The sequence below is a fragment of the Sporichthya polymorpha DSM 43042 genome (genome assembly GCF_000384115.1).
GTDB classification, from domain to species: Bacteria; Actinomycetota; Actinomycetes; order Sporichthyales; family Sporichthyaceae; genus Sporichthya; species Sporichthya polymorpha.
The window spans coordinates 4,727,100-4,744,222 of sequence record NZ_KB913029.1 but is presented as its reverse complement, the minus strand read 5'-3'; the positions used below and the strand labels follow the sequence as shown (position 1 = coordinate 4,744,222).

Below are 17,123 nucleotides of genomic sequence, written 5' to 3'. Positions count from 1 at the left end.
GCCTCGCGGCGACGGCCGGCCGACCACCCTCAGTCGACCAGCCTCAGCCGACCATGCCGTGCGGGATCTTGAACGGTGCGCTGCCGCCCGCATCGAGGACCTGCGTGGTCCCGGTGATGTAGCGGCTCTCGTCGGAGGCGAGGAACAGCACCATGTTCGCGATGTCGATCGCCTCGAGGCCGGAGACCTTCAACGCGTGCATCATCGAGTAGCCCTCGTCGACCTCCTCCCGCGACGGGTCCTGCAGGTGGGGGAGGAACAGCTGGTAGATCGCGTCGTTGTGGGTCATGTCGGTGTGCACGATCGCCGGGTGCAAGGAGTTGCACCGGATGTTGAACGGCGCGAGCTCGATCGCGAGAGTGCGCATCAGTCCGGTGACGCCGTGCTTCGCGGCGTTGTAGTGGCCGAGGTTCGGGAACGCCACCAGGCCGGCGAGCGAGCTGGTGAGGATGATCGATCCGCCCTTGCCCGCCTCGATCATCGTGGGGATCGCCGCCTTCACTGTTTTCCAGACGCCGGTGAGGTTGACGCCGATCATCTCGTCCCACTGCTGCTCGGTGAGCTCCCAGAGCGGGGCGAAGCTGCCGATGCCGGCGTTCGCGACCACGATGTCCAGGCCACCGAGCTCCGCGACGCCGTCGGCGACGACCTGCTGGAGGCCGGGCAGGTCACGTACGTCGATCTGACGGGTTATCACGCGACGGTCGTGCTCCTCGACGAGCTTCGCGGTCTCGGCCAGGTCATCGGGCGTCCCCAGCCCGTAGGGCACGGTCTCCAGTTGTGCGCAGACGTCGACGGCGATGATGTCCGCACCCTCCTCCGCGAGGCGGAGGGCGTGCGCGCGGCCCTGGCCGCGGGCGGCACCGGTGATGAGGGCGACCTTGCCTGACACTCGTCCCATGACGACTCCCTGAGCTGTGACCTGGTTCACGCGGGGGCTGGATCGGCACGAGGCTAGGGGAGCCGCGGGCGGTTCGTCACTGCTCGGGAATCACCGCCCGGAGTGGGTCGCCTTCCCGGGGCCGTCGGACAGGAACGAGGCGACCGCGTTACGGGTGTCGGCGGTCTCGAACAGGGCGCCGGCCAGCTCGGGGGTGATGGCGGTGGCGGCGGGTTCGCCGGCGGAGCAGGCCGTGTCGATCAGCTGCTTGGTCATCTCGTGCGCCCGGGTCGGCCCCGAGGCGAGCCAGCTCGCGACCTCGCGCGCGGTCGCGTCGAAGTTGTCGGCGGGCAGGACGCGGTTCACCACGCCCCACGACTCGAGCGTCGCGGCGTCGTAGCGGTCGCCGGTGTAGACGAACTCCTTCGCCCGCGCCGGGCCGACGCGCAGGGCGAGGCGCTGAGGCCCGCCCATGAACGGGCTGAGGCCGACGATCTGCTCGACCAGGGCGAACTGCGCGCCCTCGGCGGCGAGGAGGAGGTCGCAGGCCAGGGCGACTTCGAAGCCCCACGTCAGGCAGAGGGCGTGCGCGGCCAGGACCGTCGGGTACGGGAGCGCGGCGATCCGGTCGGCGATGCCGAGGAGTTGGCGCGCGAGGGCGGTGCCGCGGTCGGCGTCCAACCCCGAGAACAGGTGGACGTCGACACCCCCGGTGAACACGCGACCCTCCGCGCGGACCAGGAGTCCACGCGGAGGGTCGGCGTCGAGCGTGTCGAGGGCCGCGACGAACGCGGGCCCCGTCGTGGCGTCCCACAGGTTGAGCGGCGGGTTGGCGATGGTCAGAACGGCCAGCGGCCCGTCCCGCTCGATCCGGAGGGGAGCCATGAGGACTTTCTACCGCGGCGCCATCCGGATCGCGCCGTCGAGGCGGATCGTCTCGCCGTTGAGCATCGGGTTCGACACGATGTGGTCGATCAGGTCGGCGAACTCGGCCGGGTCGCCGAGGCGCGACGGGTGCGGCACCGACTTCTCGAGCGAGGCGATCGCCTCCGGCGGCAGGCTGTCGAACAGCGGGGTCTTGAACAGGCCCGGGGCGACGGTGACGACGCGGATCTTCGTCGAGGCGAGGTCACGCGCGATCGGCAGGGTCATGCCGACGATGCCGCCCTTCGACGCCGAGTACGCGGCCTGGCCGATCTGGCCGTCGAAGGCCGCGACCGAGGCGGTGTTGACGATGACGCCACGCTCGCCGTCGACCTCGTCGTTCTTCGCGATCGCCGCGGCGGCGAGGCGGATGACGTTGAACGTGCCGATCAGGTTGATGGTGATCGTGCGCTCGAAGCTCTCGAGGTCGTGCGGGCCCTCCTTGCCGAGGGTCTTGATCGCGTAGCCCATGCCGGCGCAGTTGATGACCACGCGGAGCGGGGCGAGCGCGCCCGCGGCGTCGACCGCGGCCTGGACGGCCTCGGGGTCACGCACGTCGGCGCCGGCGAAGACCGCACCCTCACCGAGGCTCTTGGCGACGGCCTCGCCGTCGGAGGACGGAAGGTCGACGATCACGACCTTGGCGCCGGACGCGTGCAGCTTCTTGACGGTGGCCAGGCCGAGGCCCGAGGCCCCGCCGGTGACCAGGGCGGAGCTTCCGCTGATGTTCACGTGCTTCTCCTCTGCCAACTACTCGGGGGTAACAGGAGGATGCCACCTCCACGGTCAGCGCTGACCGTTGGGGTCCCGCTCGGCGATCCACCGGCCGATCAGGCCGTTCACGACCGCCGGCTTCTCCAGCTGCAGGAAGTGGCCGGCGTCGTCGACCGCGACGGCGCGGCTGCCGGGCGGCAGGTGCGGCTCGGCGAGCGGCAGGAGCTCGACGCGCATGCAGCCGTCGTCGGCCCCGTGCAGGTACAGCAGCGGCGCGCCGAGCGGGGCGATGCCGGTCCGGATCGCGCCCGGGCGCAGGTTGTCCCGGTAGTAGCGGAGCGCGGCGCGGCGGTTCTCCGGTCGCTGCAGCGCCGTCAGTGCGGTCTCGGCGTCGCCGCGGCCGGCGAACCCGGGGGACCAGTCGCGCCAGAGCTTCGGGATCAAGCGGTCCAGGGAGCGCTCCGAGATCCCGGGCAGCTGGTTGAACGCGGTGTACCAACTCCGGCGCAACTGGCCCAGGCCGGTGGTCAGCGTCGCGCGCCGGCGGAACGGGGCGATCACGGCGGCCGTCGGCGGAACCGCGAGCGTGACGTACCGCGCGAACGTCGCCGGCGCGGCCTGGGTGACGGCGTAGGTGACGACCGCGCCCCAGTCGTGGCCGACCAGCGCCGCCCGTGTGTCCCCGCCGAGCGCGGCGTGCAGCGCGAGCACGTCCTGGGCGATGGCCGGCGCCGAATAGTCGTCGTCGGGCGCGAGGTCGGTCGGCGCGTAGCCGCGGAGGAACGGCGCGACCACGCGGCGGCCGCGCGCGGCCAGGTACGGGCCGAGCTCCCGCCAGGTCCACGGGGTGTCGGGGAACCCGTGCAGGCACAGGACGAGCGGATCGTCCGGGCGGCCCCAGGCCAGCACCTCGAACGCCAGACCGTTCGCGGAGACCCGCAGTCGCTCGGGGTTCACCGTCGACTCCTGTGCCGGATCAGCCGGACTTCGTGAGCGCGAGGGCAGCGGCGAGCAGGCGCGGGTTCGCCGTGTCCAGGCACGCGAAGAACGGGTCGTCCGTGGTTCCGGCGAGGTGGCGGGTGTAGCTGGCCTCGAGCAGCAGCGCCATCTTCCACATCGCGAGGACCTGGTACCAGCGCAGATCGTCCATCGTGAGCTTCTGCTGTGTCAGCTCGGCGTAGATCTCGACGAGGCCGGCGCGGTCCGGGAAGCCCTCGCCGAGGGTGACCTCGCCGAGCAACTCCGAGAAGACCGCGGCGGTCTCGGGGGAGTCCGGCCAGAAGGAGAGGAGGAATCCGAGGTCGGCGAGGGGGTCGCCGATCGTCGCCATCTCCCAGTCCAGGACGCAGGTGACCCTGCTGGTCCCGGGGTCGACGAGGACGTTGTCGAGCTTGAAGTCGCCGTGGACGAGCGTGGAGGCCCGCTCCTCGGGCTGGTTCGCGAACAGCCACTCGCGGATCGGCGGCTCGTCGGCGAGAGGACGGACGCCCTTGGCGACGAATTCGTCCCGCTGGCCGGACCACCGCTTCAGCTGACGTGACAGATACCCGCCGGCGCGGCCGAGCTTGGCGGCCTCGAACGGCTCGATCGGCAGCGCGTGCAGCTCGGCGAGCGCGCTGACGAGCTCCCGGCCGACCGTCGCGCGCTTCTCCGGGCTGTCCAGCCACGGCGGCGCCTCGGTCCGGATGGCCTCGCCGGGCAGGCGCGTCATGACGTAGGCGGGGCCGATGCCGGCGGCGTCCCCGGTCTCAGCGATCGCGACGACCCGCGGCGTGCGGGTCGAGCCGACGTCGGCGAGCACCGTCAGCAGGCGTGCCTCGCGCAGGACGTCGTGCGCGGACTCCGCGTACTCACCCATCGGCGGGCGGCGCAGGATGTAGCGGTCCTCGCCCCGGCGCAGGGCGAACACGAGGTTCGAGTGCCCCGCGACGAGGGGCTCCAGCTCGATCGGCCCGTCCCCGGGCAGCACGCCGGGCAGCCAGGCGAGCACCTTCTCGGTCCACGCGGCGGTCAGGGCTGACGGATCGCTCATGGGATGCATGTATACCGACAGTCGGGGGGCTCCGCCCCCCGACCCCCCCCCGACGACCCCCACAGTCGGGGGGCTCCGCCCCCCGACCTCCTCCCCCCGACGACCCCCATCGGGGGGGGCTCCGCCCGACCTCCCCCGACGACCCCCACAGTCGGGGGCCCGCCCCCCGACCTCCCCCCGACGACCCCGGGGGATGCGCCCGACAACCGGCGGTCGGAGCCGAGGTGCGCCGAGTGTGCACTTGAGCACCGGTGCGGGCGGTGGGGTCGGGGCCGAGGTGCGCCGAGTGCGCAGATCGGCCCCGCCGGACCAGGTAGTCGCGTCACAAATACTCGACAACTAGACTATTGAGCCGTAGCGTTTGTGGACCGGAGTCGAGTGCGAGGGACCGCGTGAGCGTCGAGACAGCAAAACCAGCCGAGAAGCAAGCCCAGATGCCGCAGGCGGTCATCACCGACGAGATGATCGCCTCGATGCGGACGAAGGTCGGTGCGAACCTGCGGATCGACCACTCGGTGAACAACGAACTGGCCTCGCGGATCGCGGTGACCAAGTTCGTCGGCGGGATCGGCGACATCAACCCGCTTTGGACCGACGCCGAGCACGCCACCGCCTCGCCGTACGGCGCGCCCGTGGCCCCGCCGAGCTTTATCATCGGCTGCTTCTCCGGCATCCAGTTCGGCTGGCCGGGGCTGGGGTCGTTCCACTCGGAGTCGACGCTGACCTTCCACCGCCCGGTCTACTGGGGCGACGTGGTCGACGCGTCCTGCGTGTACACCGGCTTCGACGGTCCGTCGCCGAGCAGCTTCGCCGGCCGCACGGTGACCGACAAGTTTCTGAACAGCTACCACAACCAGCACGGCGAGCTGATCGCGACGATCGACTGGAACGTCATCAACTTCGAGCGGGGCAGCGCCTCGCAGAAGCAGAAGTCCACGAACGCGAAGCCGCAGCCGCAGCTGCCGCACCCGTGGGCCGAGGAGGAGATCGCCGAGATCGAGGCGCAGGTCCTCGCCGAGCGCCCGCGCGGCGCGGAACCCCGCTACTGGGACGATGTGACGGAAGGTCAGGAACTCGACGTGGTCACCAAGGGCCCGATCGGGCTCACCGACGAGATCGCCTTCGTCGCCGGCGGCGGCACGCCGATCCCGCGGTTGAAGGCCCACGCTGCCGCGCTGCACGACTACGCCGCCCACCCCGCGTGGGCGTTCCGCGACCCGATCACGGGCGCCAAGGAGCCGATCTACTCGGTCCACTACAACTACCAGGCCGCGCGGGCGATGAGCGTCGCCTTCCAGTACGACGTCGGGTTCCAGCGCCAGTGCTGGCAGCTGCACCACCTCACGCACTGGTCCGGCGACCACGCCTGGATCAAGTCGGCGCACTCGGAGTACCGGAAGTTCGTGTACCTCTCCGACGTCGTCCGGCTGACCGGCACGATCACCGGCAAGCGGGTCGACGAGGACGGCGACCACGTCGTCGACATTCGGACTGCCGCCGTGAACCAGCGCGGCGAGACCGTGATGCCGGGCTGGGCCGTCGTGGCCCTGCCGGTGCGCGGCGAGGACGGTTCCCCGGCGGGGCGCCGGGCCCGGGCATGAGCGAGCGGCCCACCCTCGAGGAGTTCACCGCTGCGGCGCGCGCCTGGCTGGCCGAGCGTTACCCCGTCGCGGTGGCCGACACCGGCAAGCGCCGCTTCGTGTGGGGCGAGGGCAGCGACGAGATCCGCGTGTTCGCCGAGCCGGACCCCAGTTCGGAGGCGGACGCCGTCGACGCCATCCGGGCGTGGCGGGCGGGCCTGTGGGAGGCCGGCTACGGCTGGATCACCGGCCCGACCGAGTACGGCGGGGCCGGGCTCCCGGCGGCGTACCAGCGTGCCTTCGAACAGGTCAGCCGGCAGTTCGACGTCCCGGGCGACGCCTCGCTGACCATCGGGCTCGGGATGATCGCGCCGACGATCCTTCAGCACGGCACGGAGGAGCAGAAGCAGCGCTACCTGCCGGCGCTCTACCGCGGCGAGAAGATCGCCTGCCAGCTGTTCAGTGAGCCCGGGGCCGGGTCCGACCTGGCCTCGATCAGCACGCGGGCCGTGCGAGACGGCGACGTCTGGCGGATCAGCGGGCAGAAGGTGTGGACCTCGGGTGCCCACCTCTCCGACATCGGCGAGATCATCTGCCGCACGTCGCCCGAGCCGCGGCACAAGAATCTGACGGCCTTTCTGGTCGACATGCATGCTCCCGGCGTGACCGTCCGTCCGCTGCGGCAGATGACCGGCGGCGCGGCGTTCAACGAGGTCTTCCTCGACGACGTCGTGGTGCCGGACACCGACCGGCTCGGCGAGGTCGGCGAGGGCTGGACAATCGCGATCACGACGCTCGCCAACGAACGCAACTCGCTCGGCAGCAGCTCGTTCGGCGGGGTCGGGATCCTCTCGACCGACCGGCTGGCCGGGCTGGTCCGGCACCAGGGGCTCGACGACGACCCGGCGGTGCGACAGCAGTTCGGCGAGGTCGTCTCGCACCTGCGCGCGGCGCGGTACGTCAACGAGGTGGTCGGGGCCCAGGCCCGGGCCGGTCGTCCGCCCGGCGCCGAGATCGGGCTGAGCAAGATCGCGTTGTCGGACAATCTGCGCCGGCTCGGCGACTTCGTCTCCGAACTGCTCGGCCCCGAGGTTGCGGCCGACACCGGGGAGTGGGGGACCTACGCCTGGTCGAGCCTCGTGCTCGGCGCCCCGGGCTTCCGGCTCGGCGGCGGGACCGACGAGATCCTCAAGAACACCGTCGCGCAGCGTGTGCTCGGCCTACCCCGGCCCAGCTGACCGAGACCGGATCGTCGGCGACGACCTGAGGGAGCATCAGATGAATGCCGAGCTCGTGCCCAGCGAGGACGAGCGCGCCCTGGCCGAGACCGTGCGCGACGTCCTGACCGACCTGTCGCCGATCGCGCAGGTTCGCGCGGACTTCGACTCCGAGGCCGGCTACGCCGCCACGGCGTGGAAGGCCCTGGCCGGCGACGTCGGGCTGTGCGGCCTGCTCGTCCCCGAGCAGCACGGTGGGCTGGGGCTGAGCTGGTCGGCGGCGAATGTCGTCCACCACGAGCTCGGCCGCTCCCTGTATCCGGGCCCGTTCCTGGCCACGTCGCTGGCGACCACCGCTCTGCTGGCGGCCGGGGCCGAGGCGGCCGTTCCGGCCGTCGCGGCGGGCGAGACCGTGGCGACGGTCGCGCTCGCCGACCGGCGCGGGAACTGGACCGGCGAGGGCGTGACGGCGACCGAGTCCGGCGGCGCCTGGCGGCTGACCGGCCGCCGGTGGCACGTGATCGCGGGTTCCGCGGCCGACCTCGTCGTCGTGCTCGCGCGTACCCCGGCCGGAGACGCCCTGTTCGTCGTCGAGCCCGGTGCCGCGGGCCGCACGTCCGCGCCCATGACCGGCATGGATCTGACGCGCCGTCTGGCGACGCTCGACCTCGCCGAGACCCCGGCAACACTGCTGGGGGAGCCCGGCGGCGCCGCGCCGCTGCTCGAGGTGGTCGGGCGGCACCTGCGGCTGGCCTTGGCCGCCGAGGCCGCGGGCGGGCTGGACTGGTGCGCGGGCACGTGCGTCGAGTACGCGAAAACCCGGCAGCAGTTCGGCCGCATCATCGGCTCGTACCAGGCCGTCGCGCACGCCTGCGTCGAGCTCTACGGGGCCGCGCGCTCCGCGCACGCCGCGGCGCGCTGGGCGGCCGTCGCGGCCGAGAACGGGGCGCGCGAGGCCGACCTCGCGAGTCACGTGGCCGCGCTGCGGGCGGGGGAGGACTACCGCGTCCAGACCGAGGCGGGCGTGCACCTGCTCGGCGGCATCGGCTTCACCTGGGAGCACGACATGCACCTGTACTACCGGCGCGCCCGGGCCGCCGGCACCCTCGCGGGGGGCGCTGCTGCCCACCGACTCGCCGTGGCGGGCCTCGCGGGCCTCTGAGGGCCAGACTTCGGGGCCGGGAGCCCGTCAACCCGCCGCGCCGAGCGGGCGCACGCGGGAAAAGGTACCCCCAGGTCCCCCGTCCGGGTGACAAATACCCATTTCGGGCGATGTGACCCAGCGCACGCGAAGGCCAAGATTTTCTCAGCCACTTTCTTCGGATCTCCAGGCGGTCGGAGCCCGGAGTGGCGGCGTCCCGATGCGTGCGTGAGCGCGCGCCATTCACCCTGAGGAGATTCAGGTGCGGAGAGCGAAGAAGCATGGTCTGCTCGCCGTCCTACCCATCGTCGTGAGTTCGGCATTGATTCTCAGTGCCTGCGGCGGCGGTAGTGACGACGCGGACAACGCAGCACAACAGGACCCCGGCGCGGTTGCGGCCGACGTCGGGGCGGCGCCGGCCGATGCGTCCGGTGCGGCCACGGGCACGACCGACGCCCCCGCCGGCGCTGCCCCGGTCGCCGAGGGCGCCACCGGAGCAGCCCCGGTCACGGGTGACGCGGGCGCGGCCCCCGTCGCCGGCCAGAACAAGGGCCAGAAGGGCGCAGCGGCCAAGACCGGCACCAAGGGTTCGGCCGGTGCCAAGACGGCGAAGGCGGCCGACCTCAAGGGTCTGACGGCCATCGACACCGAGGCCCAGCGTGCGGAGAACGAGCGCATCGCGGCGTCCAAGAACGGTGCCACGGACATGGGCATCACCAAGGACAGCATCAAGATGGGCACCGTGACGATGCACGGCATCGCGCTCGGGAACCTGCTCGCCACCCCGCTGGTCAACGGCATCAAGGCCACCATGGCCTCGGTGAACGACCGCGGCGGCGTCCTCGGTCGCCGGATGTCCCTCGTCGACTGCGACGACGGCCCCGGCGAGGTCTCGCGTTCCAAGGCCTGCATCAAGAAGCTGGTCGGTCAGGACAAGGTCTTCGCCTTCCTGAGCTACTCCAGCTGGGCCTCGGCGTCGGTCCACTCCGACCTGGCGCAGTACAAGATTCCGGCCATCGGGACCTGGGCCTACTCCCAGACCGAGTGGCAGGACCCGTACATGTTCCCGACCCACATGTCGATGATCCACGAGGCCATGGCCAACGCTCAGTGGGTCAAGAACGTCATCAAGCCGAAGACCTACGGCCTGGTCTGCCTGACCAGCCCGGAGATGCAGCTCTCGTGCCAGGAGGTCCAGCGGATCCTCGACGCGAGCGGCGCGAAGATGGTCAAGAAGCTCGACGTCGGTATCTCCGAGACCTCGATGTCGGCGCAGATCCTCTCCCTGCGCTCGGCGAACCCGGAGCACGTGGTCCACTACGTGATCAACCCGGCGACCATGGCGAAGTTCATGGTCGAGGCGGCCCAGCAGGGTTACTACCCGCCGAAGGGCATCTCGGGTAACCACCTCGCGGCCGAGATCCTGGGCTCGCTGTTCGGCAAGCACCCGGTCAACCGGTACTGGACGAACACGACCTACAAGCTGTGGGGCGCCGAGTTCATGGCGACCATGAACAAATACGCCCGCGGCAACAAGGGTCTGAACCACCACATCGTCCAGGCCAGCTACGTCGGCGTCCTCGTCTTCGAGCGCGCCGCCAAGGCGGTCGGCCCGAACCTGACCCGGGAGCGCCTGATGGCCCAGCTCGGCAACGGCGACATCTACGCCGCCGACGCCTCGCTCGACCAGCGGTTCTCGTGGAGCAAGGCCGAGCGTGGTGGCAGTGGCACGGACCAGACCTGGAACCCGGAGAACGGCCAGGGTCACGAGTACATGTACAAGTACACGTCGACCAACACCGTCTCCAACCCGGACGGTTCCCCGTCGGGCTTCCAGCCGGACCCCGACCAGTTCCACATCTACACCGGCAAGTGATCGATCGCCGGTGATCCCGGCGTAGCAGCTCCGCACAACCCGGGGCGGGCACCGATTCGGTGCCCGCCCCGGTCGCGTGTGAGGGCGCGCTGACGAGGAGGCGTGCCGAAGCGCGCGCCGGCGGGGCGCGTAGGGGGCCCGCTGGGGGCGCCGGAGGCCGGGTCGGTCAGCCGGCGAGGAAGAGCGGGGTCGACTGCTGCTGGGCCGCCTCGTGCTCCTGCACTACCTGCATCAGCATGTCGAGCGGGACCGTCGTGAGTCGGCGGCGCTCGATGTCGGCGACGATCGCCGGCCACTGGTCCGGGTGGGAACGCAGATAGCGGCGAATGAACGCGGTGACGCTCCGGCGCAATTGCCGCAGGGCGACCGCGTGCCACTCCTCGGTCGGGTGCAATTCCTCGAGCCGCTCGAGGATGTCCAGCCGCTGGGTGACGTTGAAGTCGTAGGACGGGGCCTGGCGCGACATCGATCCGGGGACCACGGCGCGGTAGTACGTCGCGTTCGCGTCCAACGGACAAATGCGGATCTTCAGCGGGTGCCGCATGAAGAACCGGATGTAGAAGGCGATGTCCTCGCCATTGCGGAGTTCGGGGTCGAATCCGATCTCGCGCGCCAGCGCCGTCGGCAGCATCTTGCCGACGCTGTAGGTCAGCGCGACCGGAATTTCGCTGATGTGCAGCGTGCGGCCCGCGAGTTCGAGCTGGCGCGACATCCGCGTGTCGAAGTTCGGGGCGACGCCGGCGCCGTGGACGTCGGCGAGGTGGGCCAGGCCGACCGTGTCCGGCGCGCTGCAGGTCAGGAGGCCCTCGAGGTAGCCCGGCGAGACGGTGTCGTCGTCGTCCACGAAGGTCACGTAGCGGCCGCGGGCCATCGCCATGCCGGCGTTCCGGGCGCGGCCGAGACCGAGAGCGGAGTACGACAGGTGGCGAATGATCAGATCCGGATGATCTTCACGAATCTCGTTGATCACCTTGATCGTGTGGTGCCGCGAGCCGTTGAGAACGACGACGATCTCGAAACGCGACTGGGGAAGCGTCTGCGCGGCCAGAGCGCGCAACATGCCGCCGATCTTGGTGGCCCCTTGATAGCTGCCAATGATCACAGAAACGTCGAGTTCGCCTGCAGAAACCCGATCGTTATGATCGAATAGCGGGAGAGCGTGGGAGATCAATTCGATACCTCCCTCACTCGAGGCCGCCCTTCTGACGGCAATACCGGCCGAATACTAGCGTGAAAGTCACCGGATCCCGATCCGCTAATCTGTCGGGATGCTCACAGCGCTACCCACTTCAGCGTGACTACAACCCCGTCCGCCGTGCGCACACTTCCTTCCCTGCCGGGCCGAGCGCTGGTCATCGCGCCGACGATTGAGCGGGCCGCTGCCTTCGCCACGGGGTTCGACGACGTCATCGCCGCCACCCCGGACGAGTTGAGTGACGTTCTGGCAACGGAATGCCACGACCTGGCCGTGGTGGGTATTGCCGGCTTTCCCGCCCGCGGGGGGCAGTTGGCGGGCATCGTCCGGCACGTTCTGGACGGGTGCCCCGGCAATGTCCAGATTGTCCTGGATGTGGCGGGTTCGCTCCAGACACAATTGAGCGACAACAGCGATGCGCTCCGTGGCTTAACCGTTACCGAAGGGCTCACCATCGCCGGCGTGCCGTGCCTGCGGTTCGAGCGGGCGCCGCTGCGGGAATCGGTCCCGGACGTGAGCGCGCTGCTGGCCGAGGTCGACGTTCCGGCGGTCCCTGCGGCGACGATGCTGGAGCTGCGGGCCGAGATCGCGCACCTGCGCACCGCGCTGACGTCCGCCCAGGAGCAGCTGCGGGCTCACGAGACGGCCGGCGCCCCCTCGCCGCCGGCGGGGAACGGGCTGCTGAGCCGGGGCGGCCGGATGCTGCTGGCGTGCGCCGGGGCCATCGTCGTCGTCGCGGCGCTGGTCCTCGGCGTCACCGACGCCTCGTACGTCGAGGTGGTCCTGTCCGCCGTCGGCGCCCTGGTGCTCCTGCAGCTCGTGTACGGCTGGCGCGGCGTCGAGCGCGGGCGCACGAACATCGCCAAGGTCGGCCAGGACCTGTTCACGGTCCGCCAGCAGATCGTCGAGCTCCAAAAGGTGATCGGCGGGCTGAACTCGCGGCTGCAGCAGATGGAGAACAACCTCGCCGTCGCGACCGCCACCTCGGCCGACACGGCGCACGCGGTGGCCACCGTGCAGGAGCGGCTGCGCGGCGGCCTGCCGCCGCTGGCGAACTGATCGGTCGGCCGAACCAGGAGCCCGGTGCCCTAGCATCCACTGCGATGAGCGCCTGGGTGGGTCGAGACGTCCTCGTGACGGGTGGTTGCGGGTTCATCGGCTCGCACCTGGTGGAGGCGCTCCTGGCGGCCGGCGCGCGGGTGCGTGTCCTCGACCTCTACAACGCGGCCAACTCGCGTGGGTTCCTGGAGGGGCTGTCGCACCCGGACCTGGACATTCGGCTCGGTGACGTCTCCGACCAGGAGTTCACGCGGGACGTCGTCGCCGGCTGCGACACGGTCTTCCACCTCGCCGCGCTGATCGGGATTCCCTACTCCTACGTGGCGCCCGGCCACTATGTTCGGGTCAACATCGGCGGGACGCTGGCGGTGCTCGAGGCCGTCCGACGCGAAGGGGTGCGACGGTTGATCCACACCTCGACCTCCGAGACGTACGGCACGGCGCAGTACACGCCGATCGACGAGAAGCACCCCGCCGTCGCGCAGTCGCCCTACGCGGCGACCAAGGTGGCCGCGGACCAGCTCGCCGGCAGCTACCACCGCTCGTTCGACGTCCCGGTCGTGACCATCCGTCCGTTCAACACCTACGGACCGCGCCAGTCGATGCGGGCGGTGCTCCCGACGGTGATGGCGCAGGCGCTGTACGCGGACGAGGTCAAGGTCGGCTCGGTCGAGCCGCGCCGGGACATGACCTACGTGTCCGACACCGTCAACGGATTCCTGCTGGCCGGGGCGGCGGAGGGCCTGGAGGGCGAGGTCTACAACCTCGGCACCGGCGTCGCGTACAGCGTGGGCGAGATGATCGAGATGGTGTTCGAGGTGACCGGGGAGCGGAAGCCGGTGCGGACCGACAGCGAGCGGGTCCGGCCCGAGCGCAGCGAGGTCGACGAGCTGCTGTCCGACTTCAGCCGGGCTCAGGACTCGTTCGGTTTCGCCCCGCAGGTCTCGCTCCTGGAGGGGCTGCGCCGGCTGCGCGACCACGTCGCGGAGAGCCGGCCCACCGACCCGACGAGCTACACGGTCTGACGATGCGTGCCTTCGTCCTGGCCGGCGGCCTCGGTAATCGCCTGCGTCCGCTCACCATCGTCATCCCGAAGCCGCTGGTGCCCGTCGGGGAGTTCTCGATCATCGAGATTCTCGCGAAGCAGCTGGCTGCGCAGGGCTTCGACCGCATGACGATCGCCGTGGGGCACCTCGCCTCGCTGATCCACGCGTACTGCGGCGACGGCAAGGCCTGGGGCATCGAGATCGACTACGTGCACGAGGACGAGCCGCTCGGGACGGCCGGCTGCCTCTCGCTCGTCGAGGACCTCACCGACGACCGTGTGCTCGTGCTCAACGGCGACATCCTCACCAACGTGAACTTCGCCGAGGCGTACCGCGCGCACGACCCGGCCGACGGGGCGACGATCTTCGCCAACCAGCGGTCGGTCGCCGTCGACTACGGCGTGCTCGAGAGCGACGGCGACGGCTACCTCGCCGAGTACATCGAGAAGCCGAAGCTCTCCTACGCGGTGAGCATGGGCATCTACGTGATCTCGGCGAACGTCATCTCGGAGTTCGTTCCGCCGGGGCAGCGTCTCGACATGCCGGATCTGATGCGGGCTCTGATGAAGTCCGGGCGGCGTGTGCGGGTCGTCCCGAGCGACGCGTACTGGCTCGACCTCGGCGCGATGGACGACCTGAACGCGGCGACGGAACGCTTCAACGAGGATCCCTCGTTCTTTCTCCCGTGAGAGTGCTCGTGACCGGCGCGGGCGGGATGCTCGGCCGGCACCTCGTCCCCGTGCTCCGGGAGCGCGGCCACGAGGTGGTCGCGGCCGACCGGTCGGACGGCGACCTCGGCGAGCCCGCCGCCGCCCGGCGGGTCGTGCAGGACGCGGCGCCCGAGGCCGTCGTCCACCTGGCGGGCGGGCCGGGGGACCGACCGGAGGAGTTGCGCTACGCGAACGTCGAGACGGTCCGGAACGTACTCATCGCCGCCGGGGAGACCGGGCGTCCGCACGTCGTCGTGCTCGGCTCGGCCGCGGAGTACGGCGACGGGGACCCGGCGGGCGGGCTGATCGGGGAGGACGCCCCGCTGCGCCCGGTGACCGAGTACGGCCGGGCCAAGGTGGCGGCGACGGTGCTCGCGACGGAGCTCGCGGCGGACCTCGGAATCCCGCTGACCGTTGCGCGGCCGTTCAACGTGGTCTGCGCGCGGCCGCCGGCGCGCACGCCGTTGGGCAACCTGAGCTCGCAGCTGCTCGCGCAGGACGGCCCGGAGCGTCTCGTGCGGTGCGGGCGCCTGGACGTGGTCCGCGACTTCGTGCCGGCGACCTTCGTGGCGGAGGCGCTCGCGGCGCTCGTGGCGGACCGGCACCTCGGCGTCCACAACGTCTGCTCGGGGGTCGGGACGACTCCGGGCGACGTCCTCGCCGCGATGGGTGCCCGGCTGGGCGTCGCGGTCCGGGTGGAGCCGGTGCCCGAACTCGTGGCCCTGCCGGCCGCCGACCGCGTCGTGGGGGACCCCGGGCGCCTGGATGCCCTCGGCGTGCGGTGCCGGCCGACGAGCCGCGATTTGGCGGCGTTGTGCCTCGGGGGCGCGGGGGCCTAGCCCGGGCGCGCGACCCAGGGGTGCGGCAGGGCGTCGAGCTGGGGCGGCGGGGCGAACCCGGCGGCGCGGGGGACCTCGGCGTCGAGCCAGAACTGCGAGCCCGTCGCCGGCATCCAGGTGTGCCCCTGGCCCCGGTAGTACAGGAAGCCGAGGTCGTGGATGCCGTAGATCCAGCCGCCGGACTCGCGGACCGCGCGGATCAGGTGGGCGTCCTCGCCGACGGGGACCGCCGGCCAGCCACCGAGGGCGGTGAGGTCGTCGCGGGCGAGCAGCATCGTGCCGCCGTGGACCCAGGTGGCCGCGGCCTCGGTCGGGTTCTTCGTCCAGCGGAGCGTGGCGTCGGCGTCCGCGACGTAGAGGTGGTAGCCGCTCGACCCCACCAGCGTCGCCCCGCTGTGGGCGTGGGCCTGGACCAGGTCGGTCACGTGGTGGACTCCGTACCAGTCGTCGTCGTCCATCTTCGTGACGAGCCGCCCGCTGCAGCGGGCGAGCCCGGTCTGCAGGGCGCGCCCGAACACGACGTCCGCGGGGACCTCGACCACGGTCAGCGGGCGGGTGAGCGCGGCGGCCGCGGCGGTGACCGCCGGATGGTCTGCGGCCGCGCCGTGCAGGACGAGGACGACCTCAAGGCGCGGCCAGTCCTGGCGCTCGACCTGCGCCAGCGCGAACGACAGCAGATCGGGGCGGCGGGTCGCGAGGACGACGCTGACGGTGGGCCCGGCGTCGCCCTGGCGGGCCCGCCAGTACGCGTCGGGGGAGAAGCGCCCGAGCGCGGTGCGGCGGGTCGACACGGACCAGGCCTCGCGGGCGAGCGGATCCTCGAGCTGGCTCGGCGTCAGATCGCGCAGCCGGGCGGCGAGGTCGGGCCCGAGTTCCTCGTCGAGGTCGGCCGTCAGGTGGGGGGCGCAGACCGGGACGCCCGCGCAGCTCAGCTGGGAAAGCACGCGGGACAGACCGGGTGCGGAGGCGTCGGCGACGCGGACGGCGGCGAACTCCCGCAGCGACCGGATGTGATTCTCCGTCAGACCGACTAGGGGATCCAGCGTGCCCAGGGTGCCGGCGGGGCCCTGCAGGAGCAGCCCGTCCGGGGCGGCGACGAGCTCCGCGAACCCGGCGGCGTCGGGCCGGAACCCGGCGGGGGAGCAGAACGCGGTGTCGACCGGGGGCAGGCCGGTCTGCTCCCGCCTCAGCACGAGGTCGGGCGGCGGGAGCGGGTCGGCCGGGTCGGGCTCCCGGGCGAGCGGGACGTGCGGGAGGCCCGTGGTCCAGGACAGGGCCGCCGGGTCCGCGACGGCGGCGCGGAGACCGGGCGCGCCGTGGCGGCGACCGATCTCCTCGACCGGGGACAGGCAGGCCCGGACGAGGGCGGCGACCGCGGCCGGCTTCGCGAGCTCGACCTCGACCTGGAGCGGCTTGCGGGTCAGGAGGGCGCTCGCGACCGGGCGGTTGCCGACGAGCGCCGGTGGGCGCAGGGCCCGGGGCCGGTCGGTCCGGGCGACGGCGACGCGCAGCCGGGGGGTGCGGCCGGCGTGGACGAGCCAGGGCAGCGCCCGTCGGAGCTCAGCCAGGGACCCGGCGCGAATCTCCACCTCCGCCCAGTCCTGGGCGTGCGCGGGACCGAGGGCCAGGAGCTCGACGGCCGTCCACCCCTCGTCGGCAGGAGGCGTGGCACTCAGGCCGACCAGGAGTTTCGGGTCGGCGGACGGGGCGGCCGGCGGATCGACCGGCGGGGCGGAACGTCGGACCTTGTCCGCCACGGAGCGGAACCGGGCCATGGGCAAACCCTAGGACACGGACACCCCTCCGGACGGGTACGGCGGGACTCGTCCGGACGGTTGGACATCTCACCCATGCGGGCCATTTCGGGCCGCCGCTCTGGCGTCGAAGGCCCAGGCTTGTCACAGTCGGGG

General features: G+C 71.6%; 15 protein-coding genes. 8 read left to right on the top strand and 7 right to left on the bottom strand.

From position 1 onward, the window contains the following. Nucleotides 1-43 precede the first annotated feature (43 nt). The 5 genes from SPOPO_RS0123080 to SPOPO_RS0123060 all read right to left on the bottom strand — a co-directional run bounded on the left by SPOPO_RS0123080 (nucleotide 44) and on the right by SPOPO_RS0123060 (nucleotide 4,550). Nucleotides 44-901 (bottom strand): mycofactocin-coupled SDR family oxidoreductase, encoded by an 858-nt coding sequence (locus SPOPO_RS0123080; RefSeq protein WP_028985040.1) that lies wholly within the window; start codon nucleotides 899-901, stop codon nucleotides 44-46. A 90-nt stretch (nucleotides 902-991) separates the two neighbouring features. Beyond that, nucleotides 992-1,765 carry an enoyl-CoA hydratase/isomerase family protein gene (locus SPOPO_RS0123075; RefSeq protein ID WP_019877507.1) on the bottom strand — a complete coding sequence of 258 codons (774 nt, stop codon included), beginning with the start codon at nucleotides 1,763-1,765 and terminating at the stop codon, nucleotides 992-994. A 9-nt stretch (nucleotides 1,766-1,774) separates the two neighbouring features. Next, on the bottom strand, nucleotides 1,775-2,536 hold the full coding sequence (locus SPOPO_RS0123070; RefSeq protein ID WP_019877506.1) for a 3-hydroxyacyl-CoA dehydrogenase: 762 nt from the start codon (nucleotides 2,534-2,536) through the stop codon (nucleotides 1,775-1,777). 54 nt (nucleotides 2,537-2,590) lie between these two features. Further along, nucleotides 2,591-3,475, bottom strand: a complete 885-nt coding sequence (locus SPOPO_RS0123065) for an alpha/beta fold hydrolase (protein WP_019877505.1) — start codon at nucleotides 3,473-3,475, stop codon at nucleotides 2,591-2,593. A gap of 19 nt (nucleotides 3,476-3,494) precedes the next feature. Continuing rightward, nucleotides 3,495-4,550 (bottom strand): phosphotransferase family protein, encoded by a 1,056-nt coding sequence (locus tag SPOPO_RS0123060; RefSeq protein WP_019877504.1) that lies wholly within the window; start codon nucleotides 4,548-4,550, stop codon nucleotides 3,495-3,497. 434 nt (nucleotides 4,551-4,984) lie between these two features. Between SPOPO_RS0123060 and SPOPO_RS0123055 the strand changes: the two genes are divergently transcribed. The 4 genes from SPOPO_RS0123055 to SPOPO_RS0123040 all read left to right on the top strand — a co-directional run bounded on the left by SPOPO_RS0123055 (nucleotide 4,985) and on the right by SPOPO_RS0123040 (nucleotide 10,364). Continuing rightward, nucleotides 4,985-6,151 carry an FAS1-like dehydratase domain-containing protein gene (locus tag SPOPO_RS0123055; RefSeq protein ID WP_019877502.1) on the top strand — a complete coding sequence of 389 codons (1,167 nt, stop codon included), beginning with the start codon at nucleotides 4,985-4,987 and terminating at the stop codon, nucleotides 6,149-6,151. Further along, nucleotides 6,148-7,368, top strand: a complete 1,221-nt coding sequence (locus tag SPOPO_RS0123050) for an acyl-CoA dehydrogenase family protein (RefSeq protein WP_019877501.1) — start codon at nucleotides 6,148-6,150, stop codon at nucleotides 7,366-7,368. Before SPOPO_RS0123055 ends, SPOPO_RS0123050 begins: the two co-directional genes overlap by 4 nt. A gap of 40 nt (nucleotides 7,369-7,408) precedes the next feature. Next, nucleotides 7,409-8,509: an acyl-CoA dehydrogenase family protein gene (locus SPOPO_RS0123045; protein ID WP_028985037.1), complete on the top strand. Its 1,101-nt coding sequence runs from the start codon at nucleotides 7,409-7,411 to the stop codon at nucleotides 8,507-8,509. Between the two features lie 241 nt (nucleotides 8,510-8,750). Next, entirely contained in the window at nucleotides 8,751-10,364 is a 1,614-nt protein-coding gene (locus tag SPOPO_RS0123040) for an ABC transporter substrate-binding protein (RefSeq protein ID WP_033385163.1), read from the top strand. A 166-nt stretch (nucleotides 10,365-10,530) separates the two neighbouring features. Here SPOPO_RS0123040 and SPOPO_RS0123035 read toward each other — a convergent pair whose 3' ends face one another. Next, complete coding sequence (locus tag SPOPO_RS0123035) at nucleotides 10,531-11,466, bottom strand: glycosyltransferase family 2 protein (protein ID WP_019877498.1); 936 nt, start codon at nucleotides 11,464-11,466, stop codon at nucleotides 10,531-10,533. A gap of 192 nt (nucleotides 11,467-11,658) precedes the next feature. On the opposite strand from SPOPO_RS0123035, the gene SPOPO_RS34555 reads away from it, so the two are divergent. Genes SPOPO_RS34555 through SPOPO_RS0123015 form a run of 4 tightly spaced genes read left to right on the top strand, consistent with a single transcriptional unit; the run spans nucleotide 11,659 to nucleotide 15,213 of the window. Next, nucleotides 11,659-12,618, top strand: a complete 960-nt coding sequence (locus tag SPOPO_RS34555) for a hypothetical protein (RefSeq protein WP_156870167.1) — start codon at nucleotides 11,659-11,661, stop codon at nucleotides 12,616-12,618. 44 nt (nucleotides 12,619-12,662) lie between these two features. Beyond that, nucleotides 12,663-13,643, top strand: coding sequence for a GDP-mannose 4,6-dehydratase (locus tag SPOPO_RS0123025; RefSeq protein ID WP_019877496.1), 981 nt, complete (start codon nucleotides 12,663-12,665; stop codon nucleotides 13,641-13,643). A 2-nt stretch (nucleotides 13,644-13,645) separates the two neighbouring features. Beyond that, nucleotides 13,646-14,353: a sugar phosphate nucleotidyltransferase gene (locus SPOPO_RS0123020; protein ID WP_019877495.1), complete on the top strand. Its 708-nt coding sequence runs from the start codon at nucleotides 13,646-13,648 to the stop codon at nucleotides 14,351-14,353. After that, complete coding sequence (locus SPOPO_RS0123015) at nucleotides 14,350-15,213, top strand: NAD-dependent epimerase/dehydratase family protein (protein WP_156870165.1); 864 nt, start codon at nucleotides 14,350-14,352, stop codon at nucleotides 15,211-15,213. Before SPOPO_RS0123020 ends, SPOPO_RS0123015 begins: the two co-directional genes overlap by 4 nt. On the opposite strand, the gene SPOPO_RS33230 is transcribed toward SPOPO_RS0123015, so the two are convergent. Next, nucleotides 15,210-16,988 (bottom strand): glycosyltransferase, encoded by a 1,779-nt coding sequence (locus SPOPO_RS33230; protein WP_019877493.1) that lies wholly within the window; start codon nucleotides 16,986-16,988, stop codon nucleotides 15,210-15,212. The genes SPOPO_RS0123015 and SPOPO_RS33230 overlap by 4 nt on opposite strands. Nucleotides 16,989-17,123 lie beyond the last annotated feature (135 nt).